23 protein-coding genes are annotated in these 26798 nt (G+C 60.0%); 22 read left to right on the forward strand and 1 reads right to left on the reverse strand.

Annotated elements, in window-relative coordinates; translation table 11 throughout:
- Positions 1–50: 50 nt before the first annotated feature.
- A complete protein-coding gene (locus G556_RS0100595; protein WP_028821381.1) occupies positions 51–1298 on the reverse strand; it encodes an isochorismate synthase in 1248 nt (415 codons plus the stop codon).
- A gap of 180 nt (positions 1299–1478) precedes the next feature.
- Here G556_RS0100595 and G556_RS0100600 point away from each other — a divergent pair, with 180 nt between their 5' ends.
- The 22 genes from G556_RS0100600 (at position 1479) to G556_RS0100705 (ending at position 26717) form a co-directional block, all read left to right on the forward strand.
- Positions 1479–2789, forward strand: coding sequence for a geranylgeranyl reductase family protein (locus G556_RS0100600; RefSeq protein WP_051176569.1), 1311 nt, complete (start codon positions 1479–1481; stop codon positions 2787–2789).
- 522 nt (positions 2790–3311) lie between these two features.
- Complete coding sequence (locus G556_RS0100605) at positions 3312–3671, forward strand: NADH-quinone oxidoreductase subunit A (protein WP_028821383.1); 360 nt, start codon at positions 3312–3314, stop codon at positions 3669–3671.
- Between the two features lie 18 nt (positions 3672–3689).
- Positions 3690–4247, forward strand: a complete 558-nt coding sequence (locus G556_RS0100610; RefSeq protein WP_016456812.1) for an NADH-quinone oxidoreductase subunit B — start codon at positions 3690–3692, stop codon at positions 4245–4247.
- Positions 4244–5017: an NADH-quinone oxidoreductase subunit C gene (locus G556_RS0100615; protein WP_016456811.1), complete on the forward strand. Its 774-nt coding sequence runs from the start codon at positions 4244–4246 to the stop codon at positions 5015–5017. Before G556_RS0100610 ends, G556_RS0100615 begins: the two co-directional genes overlap by 4 nt.
- Positions 5014–6357 carry an NADH-quinone oxidoreductase subunit D gene (locus tag G556_RS0100620; RefSeq protein ID WP_155941702.1) on the forward strand — a complete coding sequence of 448 codons (1344 nt, stop codon included), beginning with the start codon at positions 5014–5016 and terminating at the stop codon, positions 6355–6357. Before G556_RS0100615 ends, G556_RS0100620 begins: the two co-directional genes overlap by 4 nt.
- Positions 6354–7157, forward strand: a complete 804-nt coding sequence (gene nuoE / locus G556_RS0100625; protein WP_051176504.1) for an NADH-quinone oxidoreductase subunit NuoE — start codon at positions 6354–6356, stop codon at positions 7155–7157. Before G556_RS0100620 ends, nuoE begins: the two co-directional genes overlap by 4 nt.
- Entirely contained in the window at positions 7154–8503 is a 1350-nt protein-coding gene (nuoF, locus tag G556_RS0100630) for an NADH-quinone oxidoreductase subunit NuoF (RefSeq protein WP_028821386.1), read from the forward strand. The genes nuoE and nuoF overlap by 4 nt, the downstream gene beginning before the upstream one ends.
- Complete coding sequence (locus tag G556_RS0100635; RefSeq protein WP_028821387.1) at positions 8500–10884, forward strand: NADH-quinone oxidoreductase subunit G; 2385 nt, start codon at positions 8500–8502, stop codon at positions 10882–10884. The genes nuoF and G556_RS0100635 overlap by 4 nt, the downstream gene beginning before the upstream one ends.
- Positions 10885–10892: 8 nt before the next feature.
- Complete coding sequence (gene nuoH / locus G556_RS09685) at positions 10893–12215, forward strand: NADH-quinone oxidoreductase subunit NuoH (protein WP_051176570.1); 1323 nt, start codon at positions 10893–10895, stop codon at positions 12213–12215.
- Positions 12215–12772, forward strand: a complete 558-nt coding sequence (nuoI, locus tag G556_RS09690) for an NADH-quinone oxidoreductase subunit NuoI (RefSeq protein ID WP_024111596.1) — start codon at positions 12215–12217, stop codon at positions 12770–12772. Before nuoH ends, nuoI begins: the two co-directional genes overlap by 1 nt.
- Positions 12769–13656, forward strand: coding sequence for an NADH-quinone oxidoreductase subunit J (locus G556_RS0100650; RefSeq protein WP_028821388.1), 888 nt, complete (start codon positions 12769–12771; stop codon positions 13654–13656). Before nuoI ends, G556_RS0100650 begins: the two co-directional genes overlap by 4 nt.
- A complete protein-coding gene (gene nuoK, locus G556_RS0100655; protein ID WP_028821389.1) occupies positions 13653–13952 on the forward strand; it encodes an NADH-quinone oxidoreductase subunit NuoK in 300 nt (99 codons plus the stop codon). Before G556_RS0100650 ends, nuoK begins: the two co-directional genes overlap by 4 nt.
- A 12-nt stretch (positions 13953–13964) precedes the next feature.
- Positions 13965–15863: an NADH-quinone oxidoreductase subunit L gene (gene nuoL / locus G556_RS0100660; protein WP_028821390.1), complete on the forward strand. Its 1899-nt coding sequence runs from the start codon at positions 13965–13967 to the stop codon at positions 15861–15863.
- A 15-nt stretch (positions 15864–15878) separates the two neighbouring features.
- A complete protein-coding gene (locus tag G556_RS0100665; RefSeq protein ID WP_028821391.1) occupies positions 15879–17444 on the forward strand; it encodes an NADH-quinone oxidoreductase subunit M in 1566 nt (521 codons plus the stop codon).
- A gap of 2 nt (positions 17445–17446) precedes the next feature.
- Positions 17447–19021 (forward strand): NADH-quinone oxidoreductase subunit NuoN, encoded by a 1575-nt coding sequence (nuoN, locus tag G556_RS0100670; protein ID WP_028821392.1) that lies wholly within the window; start codon positions 17447–17449, stop codon positions 19019–19021.
- A 76-nt stretch (positions 19022–19097) separates the two neighbouring features.
- Positions 19098–20072: a polyprenyl synthetase family protein gene (locus G556_RS0100675; RefSeq protein WP_028821393.1), complete on the forward strand. Its 975-nt coding sequence runs from the start codon at positions 19098–19100 to the stop codon at positions 20070–20072.
- 336 nt (positions 20073–20408) lie between these two features.
- Entirely contained in the window at positions 20409–21749 is a 1341-nt protein-coding gene (locus tag G556_RS0100680; protein WP_028821394.1) for an ABC transporter substrate-binding protein, read from the forward strand.
- Positions 21750–21812: 63 nt separating this feature from the next.
- Entirely contained in the window at positions 21813–22658 is an 846-nt protein-coding gene (locus G556_RS0100685) for a carbohydrate ABC transporter permease (protein ID WP_028821395.1), read from the forward strand.
- Positions 22655–23533 carry a carbohydrate ABC transporter permease gene (locus G556_RS0100690; protein ID WP_028821396.1) on the forward strand — a complete coding sequence of 293 codons (879 nt, stop codon included), beginning with the start codon at positions 22655–22657 and terminating at the stop codon, positions 23531–23533. Before G556_RS0100685 ends, G556_RS0100690 begins: the two co-directional genes overlap by 4 nt.
- A 3-nt stretch (positions 23534–23536) precedes the next feature.
- Positions 23537–25021, forward strand: coding sequence for a 4-alpha-glucanotransferase (gene malQ / locus G556_RS0100695; RefSeq protein ID WP_028821397.1), 1485 nt, complete (start codon positions 23537–23539; stop codon positions 25019–25021).
- Positions 25022–25026: 5 nt separating this feature from the next.
- Positions 25027–26073 carry a LacI family DNA-binding transcriptional regulator gene (locus G556_RS0100700; RefSeq protein WP_028821398.1) on the forward strand — a complete coding sequence of 349 codons (1047 nt, stop codon included), beginning with the start codon at positions 25027–25029 and terminating at the stop codon, positions 26071–26073.
- Positions 26070–26717 (forward strand): DUF624 domain-containing protein, encoded by a 648-nt coding sequence (locus G556_RS0100705; protein WP_028821399.1) that lies wholly within the window; start codon positions 26070–26072, stop codon positions 26715–26717. The genes G556_RS0100700 and G556_RS0100705 overlap by 4 nt, the downstream gene beginning before the upstream one ends.
- Positions 26718–26798 lie beyond the last annotated feature (81 nt).

Raw genomic sequence — 26798 nt, forward strand, 5'->3', positions numbered from 1 at the left:
GGCCCGCCAAGCAGCGGGCCTTTTAGCGTGCTTATCAATGGGTGTTGAAACTAGATGTTCTCGCGCAGAGCCGATTTGATCGGGTTTAGCTTGCTCTCCGTCTCGACAAGTTCGCTGTGCGGGCGAGAATCGGCCATGATGCCGCCGCCTGCATACAGGTGCATCTTCGTCGGGTCCTCGTCGTCCACCTGGCCACAGCGCAGCGCGAGCGCCCATTCGCCGTCGCCCTGAGTGTCGATCCAGCCGACGGGTCCGGCGTAGCGGCCGCGATCCATGCGCTCGTTAGCGGCGATGTATTCGCGGGCGACATCCGTCGGGGTGCCACAGACCGCGGCGGTTGGGTGCGCGGCCCTGGCCAGCGAAAGAACGTTGTACTCGGGGTAGGTTACGCCGCCGATGTCGCTTGCAAGGTGTAGCACGTTCGGCAGACGTAGAACGTAGGGCGCCGAGGGCACGTGCATGCCCTGGAAGTACGGCTTCAACTGGCGAACAACGGATTCGACGGCGAGCTCATGCTCGTGCAGATCCTTGCTAGAGCTGATCAGTCTCGCAGCCTGGTTTTCGTCGGAGATGTCCTCGAGTGCCGGGATGGTGCCGGCCAAAATGCGGGAAATGGTCAGCCCGTTGCTACGCATGACGAGCATCTCAGGGGTCGCACCCACCAGGCCGTCAACCATGTAGTTCCAGCAGCTGGCATAGTTACCGGCCAGTTTTAGCAGCGCCCAGCGGGGGTCGAAAGGCTCGTCGCTGTGGGCGTAAGTCTTGCGCGCAAGCACAATCTTTTGCGCGTCCCCGGAGCGGATGAACGCGCGGGCCAGCTTGACCTCCATCATCCACTGGTAGTCGCTCAGAGGGCCCTGCTCGAAGCGCAAATTCTTCGCTGGCTCCGGCGGGTCCTGGACGGGAGGCAGAGTAGGCGTCACCCGGTCGAAGCCGATCTTAGTGAGCCAGAAGATGCCGTCACGGTGACCGACGATGGTCTCGGGAACAATTAGAACCGACTTCTGCTTGGTTGCCGCAGGGTCGAATACGAAAGAGCCGATCGCCAGGGGGCCGATGCCGAACGCGCCTGGCATCTCGGTCTCGTTCTCGATCTTGTCGCGCAGCGTGTTCCACCAGTCTTCGGCCTCTTGCATTGAGTCCGTTTCGATTCTGGTTATCTCGCCGTTTGTGACGAAGCAGTTTTGTCCACGCCCGAAATACATCCCGTTCGGGCTAAGAAACTTTCGTAGCTTGCCCGGATCCTTGATCTGAATGGTTGAAGCGTGAAGCCTTGATGAAGCAGGATTAACAAGCACCTACTGAACAGTAGTGAAAACTCGCGAAAAATCAACAGATTACGAAAAAGTCGATGATCCGTTTATGTATATCTCCTAGTCAAATGGGGCTGTCTGTGTGCACCAAGTTGCTGTCGTCGATTCGGGTAGCGTTTAGCTAAGGTTGGAAAGACTCTTTATATAGCTTTAAGGATGGCGAAGATGAGCGAGCACATCTCAGGGCCAAGGGCATCGAAGCTTGGAGCCGAGCAGGTTAGCGCCGATATGAGCGCGCAGGTCATCGTCGTGGGCGCAGGCCCCGCCGGTTCCGCCACCGCTGCATTCCTGGCACGATACGGCATCGACGTGCTGTTGGTGGAGAAGTCCAAGTTCCCCCGCGACAAGATCTGTGGCGACGGCCTAACCCCGCGCGCGGTTCGAATGCTGAACAGGCTCGGCGTCGACACCAGTGAAGAAGCCGGCTGGACTCATAACGTTGGCCTGCGCGTCTACGGCGGGCGTCCAGAGCCATTCGACATGCCTTGGCCCGAGCTTTCCAGCTTTCCGAACTACGGAATGGTCTGCCGGCGGGAGGTCTTCGACGACATGCTCGCCGGCCTCGCCGTCTCTTACGGTGCCAGGCTGATGACGGAATCCCGCGTCGACGGGCCCATCTACGACAAGGACGGGCGGGTTGTTGGTGTCAAAGCCAACGGCCACGAGCTGCGCGCCCCGATCGTCGTGGGCGCGGACGGTATCTCCGCGAAGCTGGCCACCCGCATGGGCATCAAGCGTAACCCGAAGCGACCGATGGGCGTGGCGGTTCGCGCCTACTACAAGTCGCCGCTCGCCGAATCCGACTGGATGATCAGCCACCTCGAGCTATGGGACGGCAAACCAGGCCACTCTAGCCTGCTGCCCGGCTACGGCTGGATCTTCCCCGCGGGCGACGGCGTCTGCAACGTCGGCCTGGGCATGCTCAACTCGTCTCCCGCCTTCGGTAACACCAACTACAAAGAGTTGATGGGCAAATGGCTGGCCAGCACCGACCCGGAGTGGGGCTTTAGCGAGGACAACCAGCTCTGCGAGATCAAGGGCGCCGGCCTGCCGATGGCGTTCAACCGCAAGCCGCACTACCGCGACGGCGTTCTGTTAGTCGGCGACGCCGGTGGCATGGTTAGCCCGTTCAACGGTGAAGGTATCGACTACGCGATGGAGGCCGCCGAGATCGCCGCCGGCTGCATCGTCGAGGCATTCGGACGAGGCGTCGGCACCGATAATGCCGAGTTGGCGCTTCGTCGATACCCGCAGCTCATGGCCGACCACGTCGGTGGGCACTTCAGGCTCGGGACGATCTTCGCCAGGCTGATCGGCGAACCCAAAATCATGCACCTGTGCGTCAAATACGGCCTGCCTCGGCCCGCGCTGATGAAGCTCGTGCACAAGATGCTCGCCAACCTGACCGTCGACCGCGGCGGAAACTGGGCCGACAAGCTTCTCACATTCCTAGATAAAGCCGTGCCCAGCGCCTAAGCAGTTTCCGCATTATCGCGGCAGATTTGGCTCGTAGTCGAGCCCTTTTTGACGCAATAATTCGGATGACACGTTGCCAGTGACGCAAAGACCCGAATCCCACAACCGACAAAACACAACCAGGCCAACCACCACGTCACCGAAAAACAGCGGTAACCAAAAAGCTCGTAGTCGAACCTTTTGGTTCCCGCTAACTAGAGAATTATTAGCGGGTGCAGAAAAGCTCGAGTACGGACTTTTCGGTTCCCATTGTTTCTGGCGATGGTCGGGTGTTTAGGTTTCTGAATGCCAACACAACTGCCCTTTGGTTGTGGCAAATGTATCAACTTAGGGTTGCCTAAGATATTACTGCAGCTTGCCGAGAAACATCTAAATTGCGGCTACAGTCTTGTTTCGCTGGTGAAATAATATGACCACAGGCGTACTATTGAACCGTTGTGCCCTTTGAGTTGGATGCAATGAAGCTGACCCGAAGGGGTTTCTCCCGGTAGATGCCGGGCAGGGTAGATGAAAGGATGGTCGATGAGTCCATACATCCCCATTGTAGGCATGGTTGTGCTGGCCACTTTGTTTGTCGTAGTCATGATCTACTTGTCGACGAAGGTTGGTCCTGCCCGCTACAACCTCACCAAATACGATTCTTTCGAGTGCGGTCTTGAGCCGACCCCGCAACCGTCCGGCGGCGCAAGGTTCTCGGTTAAGTACTACGTGACCGCCATGCTGTTCATTATTTTCGACATCGAGATCGTCTTCCTCTACCCCTGGGCTGTGTCCTTCGACAAGCTCGGGCTATTTGCGATTATCGAGATGATCTTGTTCGTCGCCGTAGTTTTCGTCGCTTATCTCTACGTCTGGCGCCGTCGTGGCCTGGACTGGGACTAGTCGAGCAGAGAGGTAAACATGGGTTGGGAAGATAAAATCCCCGCTGGCGTGGCTCTGACCACAGTCGAAACCATCGCCGGATGGATGCGCAAAACCTCCTTCTGGCCGCTCACCATGGGCCTGGCCTGCTGCGCAATTGAGATGATGCAGTTCGGCGGCCCGCGTCACGACGGTGCCAGATGGGGCATGGAGGTCTTCCGTGCGTCGCCGCGTCAGGCCGACCTCATGATCGTGGCTGGGCGCGTCCCGCAGAAGCTGGCTCCGGTAGTTCGCCAGATGTGGGATCAGATGCCCAACCCCAAGTGGTCAATCGCGATGGGTGTCTGCGCCAGTTCGGGCGGCATGTTCAACAACTACGCGGTGGTGCAGGGCGTCGACCACATCATTCCGGTTGACATTTACATTCCCGGCTGCCCGCCGCGTCCCGACATGCTGATTGACGCCATCTTCAAGCTGCGCAACAGCGAGGTCTACAAGGCGAAGATGGGCGCGCATCGCGAGAAGGAGATCGCCGATAACGAGGCAGCTGCGCTGGTCGCGCCGGCGCTGATTGAGCAGAAGGGCTTGATGCGATGACCGCCGACCAGAATCCAGCGGCCGAGAACGAAATCGCGCAGCTGAGTCAAGAAGAACAGGCCATTTACGCCACCCACCCGCACCTTCGCGAGCTGTTCGTGGCCAGCGGTCCTGTTACAGACAATCTTTTGGAGGTTCGCAAGGGCGCATATGGTGATGGTTCCGGCCAGTCCGGCGACACCAGCGGCTTCAACGGCCTGGTTCGCCGCGTCGAACTGGGTGGTGCCTGCGTCACCCCGCCGTTCGGTGGCTGGTTCGACGACGTCGCTAACCGCATGGCGGAGCTGGTGCCGAACTTCGCAACCCGCGTCAGCGTTTGGCGTGACCAGATCGTGTTTGTCGTGGATCCGTCGAAGCTCACCGAGCTGGCCAAGCTGTTGCGCGACGACCCGCAGCTGCGCTTCGAGGTCATCATGAACCTGTCCGGCGCGCACTACCCGGGCCTGAAGGGCCGCGAGCTGCACGTGGTCTACCACCTACTGTCCATGACCCACAACCGTCGGATCGGTCTCGAGGTGGAGCTACCCGAGGACAATCCGCACGTCGATTCGCTCGTGCCGGTCTACCCGATGGCCGACTACGACGAGCGCGAAACCTACGACATGTTCGGCATCGTCTTCGACGGCCACCCCGGCCTGACTCGCATCCTGATGCCGGACGACTGGGTGGGCCACCCGCAGCGCAAGGATTACCCGCTGGGCGGCATCCCGATCGAATACAAGGGCGCCGTTGTTCCGCCACCGAATGAGCGCAGGAGCTACCAGGCATGAGTGAAATGAACGAAGACATCTACGCGGCTCCCGGGGAGGCCACCGGCGACGCCACTTACTATGTGAACGGCCACGATTGGGACGACGTCATCGCCTCTCAGTCGGAGCGTGCCGACGAGATTATCGTCGTTAACGTCGGTCCGGTTCACCCGTCGACGCACGGCGTTATGCGTTTTGTGATGGAGCTGGACGGCGAGACCATTCAGTCGATGCGCCCGGGAATCGGATTCCTGCACACAGGCATCGAGAAGAACATGGAGTACCGCACCTGGACGCAGGGCAGCGCGTTCGTCACCCGCATGAACTACGTGTCCGGCATCCACAATGAGGCCGTCTACTCGATGGCCGTGGACAAGCTGCTGGGCATTGACGACAAGATTCCGCGTCGCGGCCAGGACCTGCGTGTTCTGCAGCTCGAGATCAACCGCATCGCGAACCACCTGACCGCCACTGGCGCTAACTGTTTGGAGCTGGGTGCAACTAGCCCGCAGGAGGTCGGCCTTCGCGAGAGGGAGCGCATTCTGGAGTTCGTCGAGGCCACCACGGGCCTTCGCATGAACAACGCATACATCCGTCCGGGCGGAGTTCAGGCGGATCTTCCCGACGACGGCATCGAGCTGCTCGATCAGCTGATCGTCGACATGAAGAACAATCTTCACGAGATCGCCGATTACACGCTGGGCAACCCGATCTTCAAGGCGCGTCTGCAAGGCGCTGGCTATCTCGACTTGACCGGCTGCACCATGATGGGCGCCACCGGCCCGGTGCTGCGCGCCGCTGGCATCCCGTGGGATCTGCGCAAGACGCAGTCGTACCTGACCTACGACCAGTACGATTTCGACGTCTGCTACGAGAACACCTGCGACGCCTACGGCCGTTTCAAGATTCGCTGCGACGAGATGTATCAGTCGATTCGCATCATCGAGCAGGTTCGCGACGCGCTGGTCGAGACCCGCGGCGAACCGTTCCGCGTCGAGGACGAGCGTCTGCACTGGCCGAGCGATCTGACCATCGGCCAGGACGGCCAGGGCAACTCGAACGAGCACATCAAGGAGATCATGGGGCAGTCCATGGAGGCCTTGATTCACCACTTCAAGAAGGTCACTCAGGGCTTCAAGGTGCCCGCCGGCCAGGTTTATGTGGCCATCGAAGGCCCGTCCGGCGAGCTGGGCATGCACGTCGTCTCTGACGGCGGCACGAAACCTTACCGCTCGCACATGCGTGACCCAGGGTTCCACCACGTTCAGGCGCTGCCGCTGATGTGTGAGGGCGGAATGCTCTCCGACATGATCATGGCCGTCGCCTCCATTGACCCGGTTATGGGTGGTGTCGACCGATGAGCGCAAATCCGAAGGAGGAAGTCTTGAGTTCCGAATCCGTGAAGCTCCCGCTTCCGCACGAGTTCAACCCGAACTACAGCGACGAACGTCGCATCGATTACACCAACACCGAAACCAACATCGACGAGTCGACCATTGCTGATATGAAGGCAATCATGGCCCGCTATCCGCAGCCGCGTTCGGCGTTGCTGCCAATGCTGCACCTGGTTCAGTCGGTTGACGGCTACATTTCGGCTGCCGGCGTCGAGCTTTGCGCCGACCTGCTGGGCATTCCTGTGGCCCAGGTCAACGGTGTGGCCACCTTCTACACCCAGTACCACCGCAAGCCCGCCGGCGAATATCACGTCGGCGTCTGCACCACGTCGCTTTGCGCGATCATGGGCGGCGACGTCTTGCTCGGTCAGATGGAACAGAAGCTCGGCATTGAGCCAGGCGAGACCACCCCGGACGGCAAGTTCAGCTTGGAGCGCGTCGAGTGCAACGCGGCTTGTGATTTCGCGCCGGTGATGATGGTCAACTGGGAGTTCATGGACGCCATGACCCCGGAGCTGGCCGACAAGCTCATCGATGACCTGCGTGCCGGCAGGGATGTTCATTCCACTCGTGGCCCGCGCATCCCAACCTTCAAGGAGAACGAGCGAATGCTCGCCGGTTTCTGTGACGGTCTGGCCGATGAGGGCCCGAGCGCTGGGGACGCCTCGCTTCGCGGAGTGAAGCTGGCCAAGGAGAACGGCTGGCGCGCTCCGAGTGCCGCGGAGGTTGCCGCGGCTAAGCCCGCAGATGAGGAGGCTGCCAAGTGAGCGAACTCAAAGTCGACACCCTGACCCCGGTTCTCACTAAGCACTGGGGTGAAGAGGGCAGTTGGAAGCTGGATCACTACGTCGCTAACGGCGGCTATTCGGGTGCCCGCAAGGCTCTGGAGATGGAGCCGGGCGACGTCGTCGAGATGGTCAAGAACGCTGGGCTTCGCGGCCGCGGCGGTGCTGGCTTCCCGACGGGCGTCAAGTGGAGCTTCCTGCCGAAGGACAACCCGAACCCCAAGTATTTAGTTATTAACTGCGACGAGTCGGAGCCTGGCACCTGCAAGGACATGCCGATGCTGATGGCCACCCCGCACACGCTGATCGAGGGTGCCATCATCGCTTGCCGCGCGGTCGGCGCCCACCATGCGTTCGCTTACGTCCGTGGCGAGGTCGCGCACGTAATTCGACGGATGCGCGCAGCGGTTGACGAGGCCTACAAGGCCGGCTACCTGGGCAAGAACATCTTCGGTTCCGGCTACGACCTGGACATCGTGATTCACGCTGGTGCCGGCGCTTACATTTGTGGCGAGGAAACGGCGCTGCTCGATTCTCTGGAGGGGCGCCGCGGCCAGCCGAGGCTGCGTCCGCCATTCCCAGCGGTCGAGGGTCTGTACGCCTGCCCGACGGTGGTCAACAACGCTGAATCCATTTGTTCGCTGCCAGCGATTCTGGAGAACGGCGTCGATTGGTACCGTTCGATGGGTTCGGAGAAGAGCCCCGGCTCGACGATCTACTCGGTTTCGGGCCACGTCAAGTACCCGGGCCAGTACGAGGCCCCGATGGGCATCACCTACGGCAAGCTGCTCGAGTTGGCTGGCGGTATTCGCGACGGTCATCACCTGAAGTTCTTCACGCCGGGCGGTTCGTCCACCCCGATCCTGACCGCCGACGACATCGACACGGTCATGGACTACGAGGGCGTCGTCGCCAAGGGCTCGATCCTCGGCACGAAGGCGCTGCAGACTTACGACGAGACTGTTTCCGTCGTTCGCACTTGCCTGCGTTACACCGAGTTTTATCAGCACGAATCCTGCGGCAAGTGCACACCTTGCCGCGAGGGCAGCTGGTGGCTGGTGCAGACGCTGCGCAACCTCGAGGCCGGTAAGGGCCAAGAGGGGGACGTCGACAAGCTGCTCGATGTTTGCGACAACGTCTCGATGAAGAGCTTCTGCACGCTGGCCGACGGCTTCGTCGCCAACATCACCAGCTCCATTAAGCATTTCCGCTCAGAGTTCGAGGCCGGCTACCACACGCCAGCCTGGGAGCTGTTCCCCTACGAGAAGAGCGTTTACTTCCCGGAACACCGCCGGGAGCAGATCACGGTTGAGGGAGGTTCCAAGTGAGCACCGACGTCAAACCCGAAGTCAAGCCGGAAACAGTCACTTTCACCATCGACGGTTTGCCCATCGAGGTGCCCAAGGGCACGCTGGTGATTAGGGCTGCGGAGGCCAATGGAATTCACATTCCGCGCTTCTGCGACCACCCGCTGCTGGACCCGGTGGCTTGCTGCCGCGCTTGCATGGTTGAGGTTCCGGACGCCGGCAATGGCCGCGCGATGAAGCCGCAGCCCGCTTGTGCGTTGACCGCCATGCCGAACATGGTCATCGAGACCGCCGAAGGTAGCGAGAAGGTGGCCAAGCATCAGACCGGAATGCTCGAGTTCTTGCTCATCAACCACCCGCTCGACTGCCCGATTTGTGACAAGGGCGGCGAGTGCCCGCTGCAGAACCAGGCCATGAGCCATGGGCCGGCGGGGTCGCGTTACGAGGGTGCCAAGCGCACATACCCGAAGCCGGTGCAGATTTCGCCGCTGATTGTGATCGACCGCGAGCGCTGCGTCCTTTGTCAGCGCTGCACAAGGTTTGGGGCACAGATTTCGGGCGACGAGTTCCTCTCGCTGGCCGAGCGTGGCGCGCTTTCGCAGATCTCCAGTTACGAGACGGACCCGTACGAGTCTTATTTTTCGGGCAACATCGTACAGATCTGCCCGGTTGGCGCGCTGACCAGCACCGACTACCGCTTCCAGGCCCGCCCCTTCGACCTGGTATCAACTACCACGACGTGTGAGCACTGCGCTGGCGGTTGCGAGATGCGAACCGACCACAGGCATTATCAGGTGAAGCGCAGGCTGGCCGGCAACAATCCGGAAATCAACGAGGAGTGGCTGGCTGACCGCTGCCGCTTCGCCTTCCACTATGGTCATCAGGCCGACCGCCTGACCACGCCACTGGTTCGCGAGGGCGGCAAGCTTGTTGCGACGAGCTGGCCCGATGCCATCGACCGCGCTGTCTCCGGTCTGAAGTCCGCTGGGGAGGCCGTGGGCGTGCTGACCGGTGGCCGTCTGACCCTGGAGAACGCCTACGCTTACTCGCGTTTCGCTCGCGCAGCGCTCGGCACTAACAACATCGATTTCCGTTCCAGGCCTTATGGCCCAGCCGAGGAGTCTTTCCTGGCCTCGAAGGTGGCGGGACGAAAGCTCGCAGAAAGCGTCCAGTACGCAGACCTGGAGAATGCTAAGAAGGTCGTCCTGGTCTGCTACGAACCAGAGGAAGACACCGGTCCGGTTTTCTTGCGGCTGCGCAAGGCAGTGCGCAAGAAGGGCTTGCAGGTGGTGGCGATTGCCCCGATGCTGAGCCGCGGCAACAAGAAGCTTTCCGCGCAGCTCGTGGCCACTGCGCCCGGCGACGAGACGGCGGCCTTGGCGGGTCTCGAGCTGGACGCCGACACTATCGTTCTTGCCGGCGAACGCGCTGGAGAGGTACACGGTTTGATGGCTGAGCTGGCCAAGGTCGAGGAGCGGGGAGCCCGCCTGGCCTGGATTCCGCGTCGAGCCGGTGAGTTGGGTGCCATCGAGGCCGGCTGCCTGCCGAGCTTGCTGCCAGGTGGTCGCTTAGTCGATGACGCACAGGCCCGAGTCGATCTGCAGGCGGCTTGGGGAGTTAACCTTCCCGCCGAGCCCGGCTTGGACGCTAAGCAGATGGTTGAGCAGGCCGCCTCCGGTGAGCTAAAGGCCCTGGTTACTGCCGGCCTGGAGGCCGCTGACATGCCCGATCCGCTGTTGGCGAAGGTGGCTTTCAAGCAGGCATTCGTGGTCAGCTTTGAGCAGCGGGCCTCCGACGTTACTGATAGCGCAGACGTGGTTTTCCCGGTTGCGCTGGTTGAAGATCAGTCGGGCACGTTCGTCAGCTGGGAGCACCGATTCAACCCGGTCAATCAGGTGATCGACAAGCGCGTCACACCGATGACTGATGTGCGCTCGCTGGCCGCTCTGGCCGACGCAATGGGCTCGGAGCTTGGGTTCCGTTCCCCGGCGCAGGCCCGCGCAAGCTTCGACGAGATCGCCGATTGGACTTCCACCGAGACCCGCTCGGTGGCGGCCGACAGCATAGAGAACCGCGGTAGCGGCCCGCTGAAGTTGGCCGTCTGGCACTACATGATCGACGATTCGCGTGCGGTCGATGGGGCTATCGGCCTGATCGAGTCTGCCCCGAAGGCGGTCGTAAAAATGTCAGTGGCCACTGCTAATAAATATGGTGTAAAGGCAGCCGATCAGGTTGTCGTCTCAAACGAGCACGGTTCTTACCGGGCGCCGGCGGTGATCGTTGACGGCATGGTCGACGACGTCGTCTGGCTGCCCGCCAACACTGGCGTTCGGGTGAGTGAGGCGCTGCAGGCTGGTGCCGGCGATCGGGTGCAACTATCTTTGGCAGGAGGTGCGGCATGAGTCACGATCTGAACCCACTTAAAGATCCGCTGTGGCTCGTGATCGTTAAGGTCGTTGCGGTTTTTGTGCTGCTTTTGACCTGGACGATCTTCAACGTTTGGTTTGAGCGTCGAGTCATTGGCCGGATGCAGAACCGTCGTGGCCCGACGATGAACGGTCCGCTCGGTTTGGGGCAGGCCCTTGGCGACGGCATGAAGCTGATCTTCAAGGAGGACTTCCGCCCGGCTCGTACCGACGCGTTCGTCTTCTCGATCGCCCCGATGCTGACCGCAGTTGCGGCGTTCACCGTGTGGACGGTCATTCCGTTGGGCGGCAACGTCACGATCTTCGGCGTCGACACCAGGCTTCAGGTGACGGATCTTCCGGTCAGCATCCTGTTCATCCTGGCGGTCGCCGCGGTTGGTTTCTACGGCGTCGTGCTGGCAGGTTGGGCGTCGAACGGCACCTACTCGCTGCTCGGTTCGATGCGCGCCACCGCGCAGGTTATTAGCTACGAGGTCTGCATGGGCCTGTCGCTGATCCCGGTGTTCATCCTGTCGCAGTCCGCATCGACGGGTGACATCGTCAAGGCTCAGCAGGCCACCTGGCTACCGCTTCCCGGCGGCGTCCCGGATCTGCCCAGCTGGTACTTCCTGCTGCTCGTCCCGAGCTTCATCATCTTCTTGATTTCGATGGTGGGCGAGTGCAACCGTCTGCCGTTCGACTTCGCCGAGTGTGAATCAGAAATCGTTAGTGGTCACCTAACCGACTACTCGGGTTTCCGCTACGCGCTGTACTTCCTCGCCGAATACATCAACATGGCGACGACCTCGGCCATCTGCGCCACCGTCTTCCTGGGCGGCTACACGGCGCCCTGGCCGCTGAACAACATCGCCTGGCTGAACGACGGCTGGTTCACGCTGGTTTGGTTCATCTTGAAGGTTCAGGTTTTGATCTTCGGTTTCGTCTGGGTTCGTGGTTCGCTGCCGCGTTACCGCTACGACAAGTTCATGGCCCTGGGCTGGAAGGTGCTGATTCCGGTCGCCCTGGTTTGGACGATGCTGGTTGCGCTGTTCCGCACGGCTGGCCACGAGAACTGGTTCACTTCGCCGGCGTTCCTGATCACCGTCGCGGTCATCTTCGTCGCGATTCTCGCAGTCGTTTGGTTCTCCGGTTCCGAAAAGGCCCCGGAGCCCACCGCGCTGGAGAAGGCGGAGGCCAGGAAGTCGCTGCCGGGTGCCTATCCGACACCGGTGCTCAGTGATGATCTGATCAACGCCATCAACGCGTCCGCCTCGGCTAAGCAGATTGGGGCAGGCGTCGGCACAGTTAAAGAAGGAGCTGATTCCTAATGGGAGCCTGGTCCGGGTTCGGAATTTCTTTCCGAACAATGTTCCGGAAGTCCTTCACTCAGGGCTACCCGGAAAAAGGTAAAGAGAAGGTCACCGCTCCGCGCTACCACGGCAGGCATCAGCTGAACCGTTGGCCGGATGGCCTGGAGAAGTGTGTCGGCTGTGAGCTGTGCGCGTGGGCCTGCCCCGCGGACGCCATCTACGTCGAGGGCGCCGACAATACCGAGGACGCTCGCTTCAGCCCCGGCGAGAGGTACGGCAGGGTCTATCAGATCAACTACACCCGCTGCATTCTTTGCGGCCTGTGCATCGAGGCCTGCCCGACCCGCGCGTTGACCATGACCAACGACTTCAAGTTCTCCGATCGCACCCGCGAGTTGATGATCTGGACGAAGGATCAGCTCCTTGCCCCGCTGCTGCCGGGCATGGAGGAGCCTCCGCACCCGCGTCGCTTGGGTGACGACGAGAAGGATTACTTCCTGGGTCTGCCGCCGACCGGTGTGCTGGACACCATCGAAAACCGTCGTAAGCAAGCCCAAGGGGGGAGCAAAAAGTGATTGCTCTGGTAACCGGTCAGCAGGTCGCGTTCTGGATTTTCGCGCCGTTGGCCATCGCGCTGGCCCTTGGCATGGCGTTTAGCCGCAAGCCCGTGCATTCCGCGCTTTCGCTGGCCGGAATGATGGTTTGCCTCGGCTGCCTTTACGCCAGCCTAGATGCCCCGTTCCTGTTCGTGGCGCAGATCATCGTCTACACGGGTGCGGTCATGATGCTGTTCGTCTTCACCATGATGGTGATCGGCATTGACTCCCTGGATTCGCTGGTTGAGACGCTGAAGAGTCAGCGGCTGCTGGCCTTCATCGGCGCTTTCGGATTCCTGATCATGGTCGGCTCGGCGCTGATTAACGGCATCGTTCACACCAACCCGGACGGCCTGACGACCGCCAACGCCGCCGAGGGTGGAAACGTTCAGGGCCTGGCCCACCTGGTGTTCACCGATTACGTCTTTGCATTCGAGGCAACCGGCGCACTGCTTATTACTGCTGCGCTGGCCGCCATGATTTTGACGCACGGCGAGCGCTTGACGAAGCCCGAGAGGCAGCGTCAGCGCGCGGACCGCAAGATCCGCGAGTTCGAGACCGAGGGCAAGCATCCTGGTTCTCGTCCTGGCCCCGGTTCTTACGCCCGTCACGACTCGATCGCCTACCCGGGCCTCACGCCCGACGGCAAGATCGCCGAGAAGTCGGTTTCGCCGACGCTCAAGGTTCGTGGTTCAGCAATCGTCGAGGCCGAGGGGCTGTCCACTCCGCACCTGGCCGCTGGACGCGAGATTGCGCAGGCCTGGGACGAACTGGACGGCACTGACATCGCGAAGGATTACTTTGATGCGGCTTTGGAGCGGCCCGAGACTCCCGCCATTGAATCGGAGGAGGATGAGCGATGAGCCCCAACGCATACCTTGTCTTGTCGGTGATTCTTTTCACCATCGGCTTGCTGGCGTTCATGCTGCGTCGCAACGTCTTGATCATGTTCATGTCGATCGAGATGATGCTGAACTCGGCGAACCTGGCGCTGATCACTTTCGCCAACGCCAACGGCGATCTGTCCGGCCAGGTGGCCGCGTTCTTCGTCATGGTCGTGGCGGCTGCGGAAGTCGTGATCGGCTTGGCAATCATCGTAATGATATTTAGAACCCGTCGTTCTGCTTCGGCTGACGATCAGAATCAACTGAGGCATTAGAAGGGGGAACTGGTGAATCCGCTTGAAACTGTCGCAGCGACCGGAGTTTTCACTTCGGCCTGGCTGCTAATAGCTATCCCGCTTGCGGTCTTCGCGATCCTGCTGCTAGTCGGCAAGGCGAGCAACTCGTGGGGCCACTGGCTGGGCACGGCGAGCATCCTTGCCTCGTTCGTGTTGGGCATCGTGATGTTCGCGAAGATGCTTGCTTTGAGCCCGGACGAACGCTCGATCGACCTGCACCTGTTCGATTTCCTGCAGACGGGCCCGCTGAATGTTGACTTCGGCATCCTGCTCGATCCGCTGTCGCTGCTGTTCGTGCTGTTGGTCACTGGCGTCGGTTCGTTGATCTTCATCTACTCCATCGGCTACATGGCCGAGGATTCGAACCGCAGGCGATTCTTCGCTTACCTGAACCTGTTCGTCGCTTCGATGTTGACGCTGGTTCTGGCTAACAACTACCTGCTGCTGTTCTTCGGCTGGGAGGGTGTGGGCCTCGCCTCGTACCTGTTGATCAGCTTCTGGCAGCAGCGCCATACGGCGGCGTTGGCCGGTAAGAAGGCGTTCGTCGCTAACCGCATCGGTGACCTCGGCCTGCTGGTCGGCATGTTCGCGATCTTTTCCCAGATTGGTTCGCTGAACTTCGTCGACGTCGATGCCGCCATCGGTGACGTCAGCGGCAAGTGGGTCACGCTGATCGGCTTCTGCCTGCTGCTGGCCGCCTGTGGTAAGTCCGCCCAGGTTCCGCTGCAGTCCTGGCTGCTGGACGCCATGGAGGGCCCCACACCGGTTTCGGCCCTTATCCACGCGGCGACGATGGTCACCGCCGGCGTTTACTTAATCGTTCGCGCCGGTTCGGTCTACCAGCTCTCCGAGGCCGCGGCCATCGCCGTCTCGATTGTGGGCGCGGTTACCTTGATCTTCGGTGCCTGGATCGGTTCGGCTAAGGACGACATCAAGAAGGTGCTGGCTGGTTCCACGATGAGCCAGATCGGCTACATGATGCTCGCCGCCGCGATCGGCCCGGCCGGTGCGGTATTCGCGATCTTCCACCTGATCACCCACGGCGCTTTCAAGGCCAACATGTTCCTCGGTGCCGGCTCAATCATGCACGGCATGAACGACTCGGTGAATATGCGCGAGTTCGGTGCTCTGGCGAAGGCGATGCCGTGGACGTTCTACACGTTCGCGATTGGCTACCTGGCCATCATCGGTTTCCCGGGGCTGTCGGGCTTCTACTCCAAAGACCACATCATTGTGGTGGCTTGGGAGCGCTCCTGGGTGCTCGGTGCCGTTGCGATGTTCGGCGCCTTCCTCACCGCTTACTACATGACTCGTCTGATGACAATGACCTTCCTGGGCAACAAGCGTTGGCGCGACGATCAACACCCGCACGAGTCGCCAGCAGTCATGGTTGTTCCGCTGGTTATCCTTTCGGCCGCGGCCATCGTCCTGGGTGTTCTGATGAACAGCTGGATTCAGGATTGGCTTGGCCCGGTCACCGGCATGGAGCCCGAGCCCACCTCGCTGCTGCACGTTCCGTGGCAGGGCTGGGCGACTTTGGCCCTGGTAGCGATTGGTGTTGTTCTTGGCTACCTGCTGTTCCGCAATGAGGTGCCTCGTGAGGCCCCTGCAGCTAATCCGCTGGTTGCGGCCGGACGTCGAGACCTCTTCCAGGACGACTTCAACGACCTGGTCCTGGTTCGCGGTGGCGGCGCCGTCGTCAACGTGGTTGGCGCGCTGGATACCATCGCGGTGGACGGTCTGCTGGTCGGCGCTACCTCGGGCCTGAGCAAGGCTGTCGGTAAGGGCTTCAGCAAGCTGCAAAGTGGTTACGTCCGCAACTACGCTATGGCGATGGTGGTCGGCACCGTCGCGGTGGGCGTCGTTTTGATCCTCGGTCGGCTGGCCTAGGGGAGGAGACCAAAGATGACTATTCCGCTACTTACAATTCTCGGGCTGCTGCCCCTGATCGGTGGTCTGCTGGCGTTCCTGTTCGCTGGCCGCTCCGGCAAGATCGTCGCGTTTGTCTTCTCGCTGCTGGTCGCCGTAGTTGGGTTGCTGGCCTTCTTCATGGCCGGTGACACCGACTTGGGTGAACTCCACTCGTGGATCCCGGCGATTGGCGCACACTACGCGCTTGGCTTGGACGGCATGGGCCGCACGATGGTGCTGCTGACCGTTGTTCTGGTCCCGATCGTTCTGCTTTCGCAGTGGAACATCGCCGATCGCGGTTCCCGTGAGCCGCGCGCCGAGGACATCTACGTTCAGCATCCGCGCTGGAGCTCGAACATTTTCGGCGGCCTCGTGCTGATCATGGAGAGCTTCGCGCTCTTCGTCTTCCTGGCCGACGACGTGCTGTTGTTCTACATCTTCTTCGAGGCAACGCTGCTGCCGATGTACTTCCTGATCGTCGGCTGGGGTAGTGACAAGGCCACGAAGGCCGCGATGAAGTTCTTGATCTACTCGCTGGCCGGTGGCCTGGTGATGCTGTTCGGCATCGTCGGCGTGTTCGTCGTGACGTCCGCGCAGGGCTCCCCGAGCTTCCTGATCGAAGACTTCACACTCGAGCCGACGGGTGCTCTTGGCAAGTGGATCTTCGTGGCGTTCTTCATCGCGTTCGCGATCAAGGCCCCGATGGTTCCGGTCCACACCTGGTTGCCCGACACTGCCGAACAGTCCAACCCGGGCGCCACCGCGCTGCTGGTTGGCGTGCTCGACAAGATCGGCACCTTCGGAATGATCAAGCTTTGCTTGACGATGTTCCCGGAGGCCAGCAAGTGGGCAGCTCCGGTGATCCTGGTGTTTGCCGTCATCTCGATCCTTTACGGCGCCGTGCTGGCCATCGCGAGTAGCAACCTGCTTCGCCTGGTTGCCTACACCTCGGTCAGCCACTTTGGCTTCATGGTGTTGGGCATCTTCGCCTTCACTACGACTTCGCTGAACGGCTCGATGTTCTACATGCTCGGCCACGGTGTCAGCTCCGCGCTGCTGTTCCTGGTCGTCGACATGATGATTAAGCGTCGTGGCTGTGCCGAGATCAGAGCTTTCGGTGGCGTCCAGAAGGTCGCCCCGCTGATTGCGGGCGTGTTCCTGCTGGGTGGACTGGCGACGATGGGTCTGCCTGGCACGATGAACTTCGTCGGCGAGTACTCGATCATGGTGGGCGCGTTCACCAGGCATCCGGTTCTGGTTGCGTTTGCGGTGCTCGGCACCGTGCTGGCCGCGGTTTACGTGCTGTGGGCATACCAGCGTGTCTTCACCGGCGAGCCGACGCCGTCGGTCACCAAGTGGGTGCGCACCGACCTGACCGTTTTGGAGCGAGTCACGCTGGCTCCGCTGATCGCCCTGCTGCTGGTGTTTGGTTTCTTCCCGAAGCCGTTCACGCAGTTGGTGCAGCCGGTTGCTGAAAATTCGATGACGAGCGTACAACTAGCCGATCCTTTGGACGGCGCTAACACCGGCTCTGTTGATGGGCCGCGGGGAGGCAAGTAATCATGCAGGGAATGCTTGAGAGTTTCATCCCGGCGGTGCCGCTGCTAGTGATTCTGCTGGGCGGCATCATCTCGATCGTCTTAGAGGCGGTCCTGCCGAGGCTGGCCCGTCCGGTGGCTCAGGCCACCTGGAGCGCCCTGATCATTGTCATAGCGCTTGCCGCGACGATCTACCTGTGGGCGGACGGTTTCGCCGACTTCGGCGCGGTCAACGCTCTGGCCCTCGACCGACCCACTTGGGTGGTCTGGAGCTTGCTGCTGATCTTCGCGCTCGGCTCGGTTGCGCTGTTTGCCGAACGCAAGGTTTATGACGGCCAGACGGCGTTCGCCGCCGCTGCCTCGACACCTCCTGGGTCGCAGGCTGAGCGTTCCGCGATCTCTGCCCGTCAGGAGCACTCCGAGGTGTTCGGCCTCATGCTGTTCTCGCTGTCTGGCATGATGATCTTTGTCGCAGCCAACGACCTGCTAACAATGTTCGTCGGTCTCGAAATCCTTAGCCTGCCGCTGTACGTGCTGTGCAGCCTGGCTCGGCGCCGTCGCCTGCTCAGCCAGGAGTCCTCGTTGAAGTACTTCCTGCTGGGTTCGCTCAGCTCGGCGCTGTTCTTGTACGGCGTCGCCCTGATCTACGGCTACGCGGGCGGCTTCGGTTTGACGAAGATTGGTCTGGCGCAGATGTATGAGCAGCAGTCCCCGTGGCTGTTGCTTGCGGGCCTAGGCCTGGTCTGCGTCGGCGTCACCTTCAAGATGGGCGCTGTTCCGTTCCACAACTGGGTGCCGGACGTATATCAGGGCGCCCCGACCCCTGTCACCGCTTTCATGGCGGTGTGCACCAAAATCGCCGCAGTCTTCGGCCTCACCAGGCTGCTGTACGTCGGTCTGGGCGCGCTGGCTTGGGACTGGCAGGTTCTGCTGGCCGTCATCGCCGTCGCAACCATGTTCATCGGTTCGGCGGTTGCGCTTTGGCAGAACGACGTGAAGCGTCTGTTGGCCTACTCGGCTATCGCTCACGCGGGTTTCATCCTGGTGGGCATGTTGGGTGCTGTGGCCGCGCAGAGCGGTTTGGCGGATGGCCAGGTCGGTTCGTACGCGTCGATGGCGTTCTACCTTGCTGCATACGGCTTCGCCACCCTCGGCGCTTTCGCGATTCTGACGATGGTTCGTCGCGGCTCGCAGGAGGCCACCGGGTTCGACGCCTGGGCTGGCCTTGGGCGTCGCAGCCCGCTGCTGGCGATCTTGATGACGATCTTCCTGCTGTCGATGGCTGGTATCCCGCTAACCGGCGGTTTCGTCGGTAAGCTGCTGGTGTTCACTTCGGCTTGGCGCGGCGGCTTCGAATGGCTGGTGTGCGTCGCGGTGCTGGCTTCGGTGTTGGCAATGGCGTTCTATTTCAAGCTGATCGCCGTCATGTTCGGCCGCGAGCCGGCGCAGGACGACGTAGCGGTGGCCCCGGCAGGCATCGGCACGCAGATGGTGATCTGGATCGGCGTTCTCGGCACCGTGGTGCTGGGTGTTGCGCCCGGTCTGCTGCTGGATCTGCTGGCCTCGTCCACCGACTTGTTGATCCTGCCGCTGCGCTAAAGCGGTTACGTATATTTAGTTAGTACCGGCTAGGCTTTGGCGTAGCCGGTACTAATGGCTTTATGGAAGGAATCTTGTGGGGAATCGAGCAGAGGGCACCCTCGCGGACCGCTTGGAAAGGCAGCTTGGCCTGGTCGAGGAAGGCCTGCGCGACGCGGTTTTAAGCAAGAATCCTTTCGTCACTGAGGCCGCTCGTCACCTGATCGAGGCCGGCGGTAAGCGTTTCAGGCCCGCGATGGTTTTGACTTGCGCCGAGTTTGGCACCGGCTATGACGAAAAAGACTTAATCGACGCCGCTTTGGTTGTTGAGCTGACGCACGTCGCAAGTCTCTACCATGACGACGTCATGGACGAGGCGAAGCTTCGCCGCGCCGTGCCCAGCGCCAACGTGCGCTATGGCAATTCCGTCTCGATCCTCATCGGCGATTTCGTGTTCGCGAAGGCGTCTAGCCTGGTTGCCGGGCTGGGTCCGGACTATGTGCGCCTGCAGGCGGAGTGCTTTGCCGAGCTGGTCACCGGCCAGATCGCCGAGACTGTTGGGCCGGCCGAGGGCACAGACCCCATCGATCACCACCTCGAGGTGTTGGCAGGCAAGACCGGTTCGCTTATTCGCACGTCTGCCGTCTTCGGCGCGATGATCGCCGGCGCAGACCAGAAGATCGTTGATGCTTTGGCTGAGTATGCTTCCGCGGTTGGCCTGGTCTTTCAGCTTTCCGACGATCTGATCGATATCACCTCCGACGTCACGGGTAAGACGCCGGGCACGGATCTGCGCGAGGGCATCCCGACCCTGCCGACGCTGCTGCTGGCTGCATCCGAAGACCCCACAGACATGGCGCTGTTCGAGCGCATCCAGGGCGATCTCTCCGACGACGCCGTGTTGGCCGATGTGCTGGGGCAGTTGCGTCAGAACCACGTCATCGACGATGCCCGCGCCAGCATCGAAAAGATCGCGGATCAGGCCAGGGGCGCCATCAAGGATCTGCCCGAGGGGGAGGCCAAAGACGGGCTGTTGCAGCTTTGCGACGAGGTCGTCACTCGTTCGGCATAACTCCTAGCTTTTTATCGGGCATTAAAAGGTTCATAATCGGTCCTTTTGGTGCCCGTTCTGCTGCAAAAAATTAGTGGAGACAATAAGGTTCGTAGTCGAATTTTTTGGTTCCAGTTGGGTCTGTATGGCGTCGAACCATACTTAATCAGAGCTAGGACGGAATCGGGTTGCCCGATTAACGGTAAACAAATCTTTAACTAATTTTCCAAAAAGGGTTGCGAGAAACCTTGTTATGAGCTTTAATAACTAACGGAAACGTTTCCAGGGAACGCTTCCGTTAGTTGGATGCGAAGTTGCATTCAATCCGTCTAGGTTTCTATGTCCAAAGGGGGACAAATGAAAAAGGCCGTAAAACGGGCATTAACATGCGTGCTGGCTGCAACCACTTCGGTCGCGTTGCTTGCTGGCTGTGGTTCTAAAACACCCGAGGAAAGCTCTGACGCAACTGGCAGCGTCTACTACTTAAGCTTCAAGCCAGAACAAGATGCAGTTTGGCAGAAGATCGGCCAGGAATACACCAAGGAAACTGGCGTTCCGGTCAAGATCGTCACTGCTGCATCTGGCACTTACGAGCAGACTTTGAAGGCAGAAATTGCTAAGAAGGACGCTCCGACTCTCTTCCAGATCAATGGCCCGGTGGGCTACCAGAACTGGAAAGACTACACTGCCGACCTCACTGACACCGATTTCTACAAGGCTTTGATTGACAAGTCGATGGCTGTCACTGACGGTGGCAAGGCGTATGGCGTCCCGTACGTTTCTGAGGGCTACGGCATCATCTACAACCAGGCCATCATGGACAAGTACTTCGCGCTGCCCGGCGCTAAGGCAAAGGACACCAGCGAGATCAAGGACTTCGATTCGCTGAAGGCCGTCGTCGAGGACATGCAGGCCAAGAAGGACCAGCTCGGCATCGAGGGCGTCTTCGCTTCGACGTCGCTGAAGCCCGGCGAGGATTGGCGTTGGCAGACCCACCTGGCAAACCTGCCGATCCACTACGAGTACGCGGATAACAACACCGACAACATGGACGAGGTTGAGTTCAAGTACGACGAAAATTTCAAGAAGATCTTCGATCTTTATCTGAACAACTCGACGATCGATCCGAAGCTGGCCAGCTCAAAGGCTGTCTCCGATTCGATGGCTGAGTTTGCCCTCGGCAAGGCTGCAATGGTTCAGAACGGCAACTGGGCTTTCTCGCAGGTTTCCGAGGTTGCCGGCAACACCGTCACCGCCGAGAACATCAAGATGATGCCGATCTACACCGGCATGCCGAACGATTCCGAGCAGGGCATCGCAATCGGAACCGAGAACTTCTTCTCCATCAACTCTCAGGCTTCTGAGGCAGACCAGAAGGCGTCCATAGACTTCGTCAACTGGCTGATCAAGTCGGAGAAGGGCAAGAACTACATGGTTCAAGAGCTCGGCTTCATCCCGCCATTCGACACTTTCAGCGACGCCGAGCGTCCTGACGATCCGCTGGCCAAGGAGGTCACCCGCTACCTGACCGATTCCAAGCTGAAGAACGTCACCTGGGACTTCACGACCTTCCCGTCGCAGCAGTTCAAGGATGATTTCGGCGCTGATCTGGCCAGCTACGCGTCCGGCCAGATGGAATGGAAGGACGTCAAGGCGAACTTCGTTTCCAACTGGAAAGCCGAAAAGCAGACTGCTTAGTCTAGCTCCCAAAACGTGGGCCGGGTCGATCGGCCCGGCCCACGTTTTGGGGTAGGGGTAATCATGATTAAGAGTTTGAAAAAATGCGGTCTGGTCTTCACAGGGCCGACGACGCTGGCTTTCGGCATCGCGTTCTTGGCGCCGTTCGCAATTGGTATCTACCTTTCGTTCTGCAAATTCACGACGGTGACTAACGCGTCTTTCGTGGGCGTACAAAACTACATTGACGCGTTCGGCGAGCGCGAGGGTTTCGTGAGCGCCCTGCTTTTCACCGCGTTGATCACTGTTATCGCGGTGGTGACGGTGAACATTTTCGCGTTCGGCATCGCCTATCTGCTGACGCTTAAACTACGCGGCACTAATTTCTTCCGAACCGTGTTCTTCATGCCGAACCTGATTGGTGGAATCGTCCTGGGCTACACCTGGCAGACCATCATCAATGCGGTTCTTCGCCACTGGAACACGACGCTGGTGACCGACACTAAGTACGGTTTCATCGGCCTGATTCTGTTGCTGAATTGGCAGATGGTCGGCTACATGATGATCATCTATATCGCTGGTTTGCAGGCCGTTCCGCCGGAGCTGACCGAGGCCGCGTCCATCGACGGCGCTAATCGCTGGCAGGTGCTGCGGCACGTCACGCTGCCGATGATTATGCCGTCCATCACGATCTGCACCTTCTTGACGTTGTCTAATTCTTTCAAGCTCTACGATCAGAACTTGGCATTGACGAACGGTGCTCCGGGCCATTCTACGGAGATGGCGGCGCTGAACATCGTCAACACTTTCTTTGCCCGTAACGGCTTCAGCGGTGTTGGCCAGGCGAAGGCCATTATCTTCTTCCTGCTGGTGTCGGGCATCGCGTTCCTGCAGCTTCGTGCCACTCAGAGCAAGGAGGTAGAGGCGTGAGCAAGGTCAAGAAAGCGGCGAAGCCCGCTGAGTCCAGGGTCAAGAGCCCTGCTGCTAAGGCGCTGATTTATGTCGCGCTCGGTTTGCTGACGGCCGTATTCCTCGGTCCGCTGCTGTTCATCTTGATGAACTCGTTTAAGGGCAGATTCTTCATCTCGGATCAGCCGTTCGATCTGCCTCTAGATGAGCTTTGGGTCGGGCTGACTAACTACACTCAGGGCCTGATCGCCACCAACTTCTTCTCGGCAATGGGTTGGTCGTTCTTCATCACGATCTGCTCGGTGATCGTCATAGTGTTCTTCTGCGCGATGACCGCCTACTACATCGCCCGAGTCAAGACGTGGTGGACGAAGGCCCTGTACCTGATGTTCGTCTTTTCGATGGTTATTCCGTTCCAGGCGGTCATGTTCCCTACGGTTCAGATCGCGGACATCCTGCACTTGTCTAACCCGGTCGGCATGATTTTGCTGTACCTGGGCTTCGGCGCGGGCCTGTCGGTGTTCATTTTCACTGGTTTCGTTAAGTCCATTCCGCTGGAGATCGAGGAAGCTTCGATGATCGACGGCTGTGGGCCTCTAAAGAACTACTTCCTTGTGGTGTTGCCTATGCTTAAGCCGGTGACAATCACCGTGGCGATTTTGAACGCCATGTGGGTGTGGAATGACTACCTGCTGCCGTATTTGGTAATCGGTTTGTCTACGCCTTACAAAACCATTCCGGTTGTGGTTCAACAGCTAGTTGGTTCGCATGGCTCTAATGACATGGGTGCGCTGATGGCGATGCTGGTGCTGGCGATCATTCCGATTGTCATTTTCTACCTAGCTTGCCAGAAGTACATCATTGAGGGCGTCGTAGCTGGTGCTGTGAAAGGCTGAAAAGTGACAGATAACAGGGTTGCCGGCATGCTTTTGCCGATTTTCTCCTTGCCGGGCAAGTACGGCATCGGGAGGATGGGCGAGCAGGCTATGAGGTTCGTGGATCAGCTGGCCGAAAGCCGCCAGTCCATCTGGCAGATTCTGCCGCTGGGGCCGACGGGCTTTGGGGACTCGCCTTATTCCAGCTTCTCGACGCATGCCGGCAACCCCTACTTCATCGATCTGGATCGGCTGGTTTCGGCCGGACTGATCGACCAGAGCGAGCTGGATATCGATTGGGGCAGCGACGACGGGCGCGTCGACTACGGCCTGGTGCACGCCAACAACGGGCTGATTCTTCGCAAGGCGTTCGAGCGTTCGGACGACCTAGCCGACCCGAGCTTCCTGGAGTTCTGCGAGCTCAACCCGTGGCTGGGAGACTACGCCGATTACCTTGTGATTAAGGATGCCCACGGCCAGCAGTCTTGGGATCACTGGCCGCAGCCGCTTCGTCGCAGGGATCCTCGTGCATTGGCTGAGTTCCGAGCAGACCATGAGCGCGAAATCGCGTTCGAGAAGTGGGTGCAATGGGTTTTCTTCACGCAGTGGAACGAGCTGCACGACTACGCGAACAGCAGGGGCGTCAAAATTTTCGGCGACCTGCCCATCTATGTGTCCTACGATTCCGCAGACACCTGGGCCAACCCGGAACTGTTCAACCTGGACGACGAACTGTTGCCCATCACGGTGGCCGGCTGCCCGCCCGATAGCTTCTCGGCCACCGGCCAGCTCTGGGGCAACCCGATCTACGATTGGGCCGAACACGAGCGCACAAAGTTCGCCTGGTGGGTGCAGCGGCTCTCGTACCAGATGCGACGCGTCGACATTCTGCGCATCGACCACTTCCGCGGTCTCGAGTCTTACTACGAGGTGCCTGCCGGCAGCGAGGATGCCCGCTTTGGCGAGTGGCGCAAGGGGCCAGGCATGAAGTTTTTCGCGGCGGTGCGCGCCCAGCTGGGCGATCTGCCGTTGGTGTTGGAAGACCTGGGCTACCTGACCGACGAGGTGGAACAGCTGCGCGAGCAGACCGGATATCCGGGCATGAAGCCGCTGCAGTTCGCGTTCGATACCCGCGAGGACGCCGACTATCTGCCGCACAGCTTCACCAAGAACTGTGTCTGCTACACCGGCACGCACGATAACGACACTCTCGTCGGGTGGCTGGACGGAATCAGGCCCGAGGACCTCGAGATGGCCAGGGTGTACGTCAACGAGCTGGGCAACGACGTCGAACGTTTCTGTTGGTCGCTGATAACCTGTGCAATGACGTCGGTTGCGGACACCACGATCATCCCGGTGGCTGATTATCTGTGTCTAGGTAGTCAAGCACGAATTAACACGCCCGCCAGCTCAGAGAATAATTGGCAGTGGCGGTTGAAGGATGGCGAGCTCACCGACGAGGTGTTGGCGAGAATAGCTACCATGGTTGGGGTGGCAGAACGGGGCTGATTTAGGTGGTAGCTAATCGTCCGACTATCAAGGACGTGGCTAAGCAGGCCGGGGTTGGTGTGGTCACTGTTTCGCGCGCCTTGAACGACAAGGAGGGCGTCTCCGACCAGACTCGCGAGCGCATTAAGGCTGTTGCCGATGAGATGGGGTATCGGGCTAACCGGTATGCCAGGTTTTTGAAGCTAGCCAACAATAAGAACATCGCGTTGATGATTAAGGGCATCGATAACCCGTTCTTCCAGCAGATGCTGGACACCATGGAGACGGCCACCCGTAGCCGCGATTATTTGTTGTCGATCGTCAAGGTGCCGCACTGGTCCGACGAGATCGAGGAGGCGGCGAAGCTGGTCAACGAGGATGTTGTCAGCGGAATTATTTTCCTTGGTGGTAATTTCACGCACGAGACCAACCTCTTCAAGAAACTCAACGTGCCGTTCGTGCTTTCTACGATGAGCAGGGTGGAGGACGTGCCCGAGGACGTCTATTCTTCCGTGGCGGTTGACGACTTCGCCGAGGCGAAGAAGGCGGTTGGAAGGCTGATCGAGCTTGGGCACCGCAAGATCGCACTTGTGGGTGGCGACTCGCTGGACACCTCCGTGGCGAGGCTACGCACCGAGGGATACAATGCGGCGCTGGCCGAGGCCGGCATCAAGCATGATCTGAAGTTGGTGCCGCATTCGGATATCGGCAGGAAGTCTCCTTATAGCTATCAATATGGTTTTGACGTCACCAACAAACTTTTGGATGAGCACGGTGACGTCACCGCGATTTTCGCCATTGCCGACGTAATCGCCATTGGTGCGTTGAAGGCAGCGCAGGGCAGAGGAATGAGCGTGCCCGAGGAGCTTTCGATCGTCGGGTTTGATGGCATTCCGGTCACTGATTTCATTACGCCGTCGCTGAGCACGATCGTTCAACCTGCTAGGCAGATTGCTCAGCTGAGCTGCGAGTTGTTGTTCGACAGCATGGAGGGTAAGCCGACTCGTCACGAGCTGGTGTCGGCGCAGTTCAAGGAGGGCGGCAGCATTGCCCCGCCTAGGGGTCAGCGATGAGCGGTAGTTTCGCCCCGGACACTCCGCTTTATAGCGCGCTGTCGTGGATCTCGTCGCTGGTGGTAATCAGTCTGTGCTGGGCCCTCACCGGTTCGGTTGTGGTGACTGGCGGCGCGGCCCTGGTCGGAGCGTTCGCCGCGTGCATGAGCCTGATCGGAGGCGGCAAGGTCTTCAGAACTTTTTTCCGCTCGTTCGGTAAGGCATTTTTGCCAGCCACTCTGGCTTGGCTTTTCGACCTGGTGGTTGGCGGGTTGATTGCTTGGGAGCTGCTTGTCGTGAGCAGGATTTCGGTTGGCGCGCTGCGCTACGCGATTGTTGTGGTGCTGTTTTTGGCTTTGGGCCTGTTGGCGATTGTGAATGTCTGGTTCTGGCCGGTTTTGGCTCGTAGGGCGCTCGAGGATCGTCCTGCCGGGGTTGGCTATCTGCCCACGCTGGCGAAGGCGTCGCTGCTGGCCGGGTTTCGTTACCTGCCTAAGACGGTGGTTGGCGTGGTGATTTTTGTGGTGCCGGTGTTGCTGGCCCTGCAGTCGCCGAGGCTCGGGGCGACGGTGGCCTTGGTGTTCGCGGTGTTCGGTATGGCGTTCTGCTGCTACCTGGTGACGCTGCTGCTGAGAAAAGAACTGGACGTCCAGATAGAGGACTAGTCAGGCTTCGGGGTTGGGTCGCGAATTAACTGGAAAGAAAAGGTTCGTAGTCGAGCCAAAAAGGACGTATTGATCCGGTTT

It is taken from the genome of Propionimicrobium lymphophilum DSM 4903, assembly GCF_000423485.1.
In the GTDB taxonomy this organism is placed as follows: Bacteria; Actinomycetota; Actinomycetes; order Propionibacteriales; family Propionibacteriaceae; genus Propionimicrobium; species Propionimicrobium lymphophilum.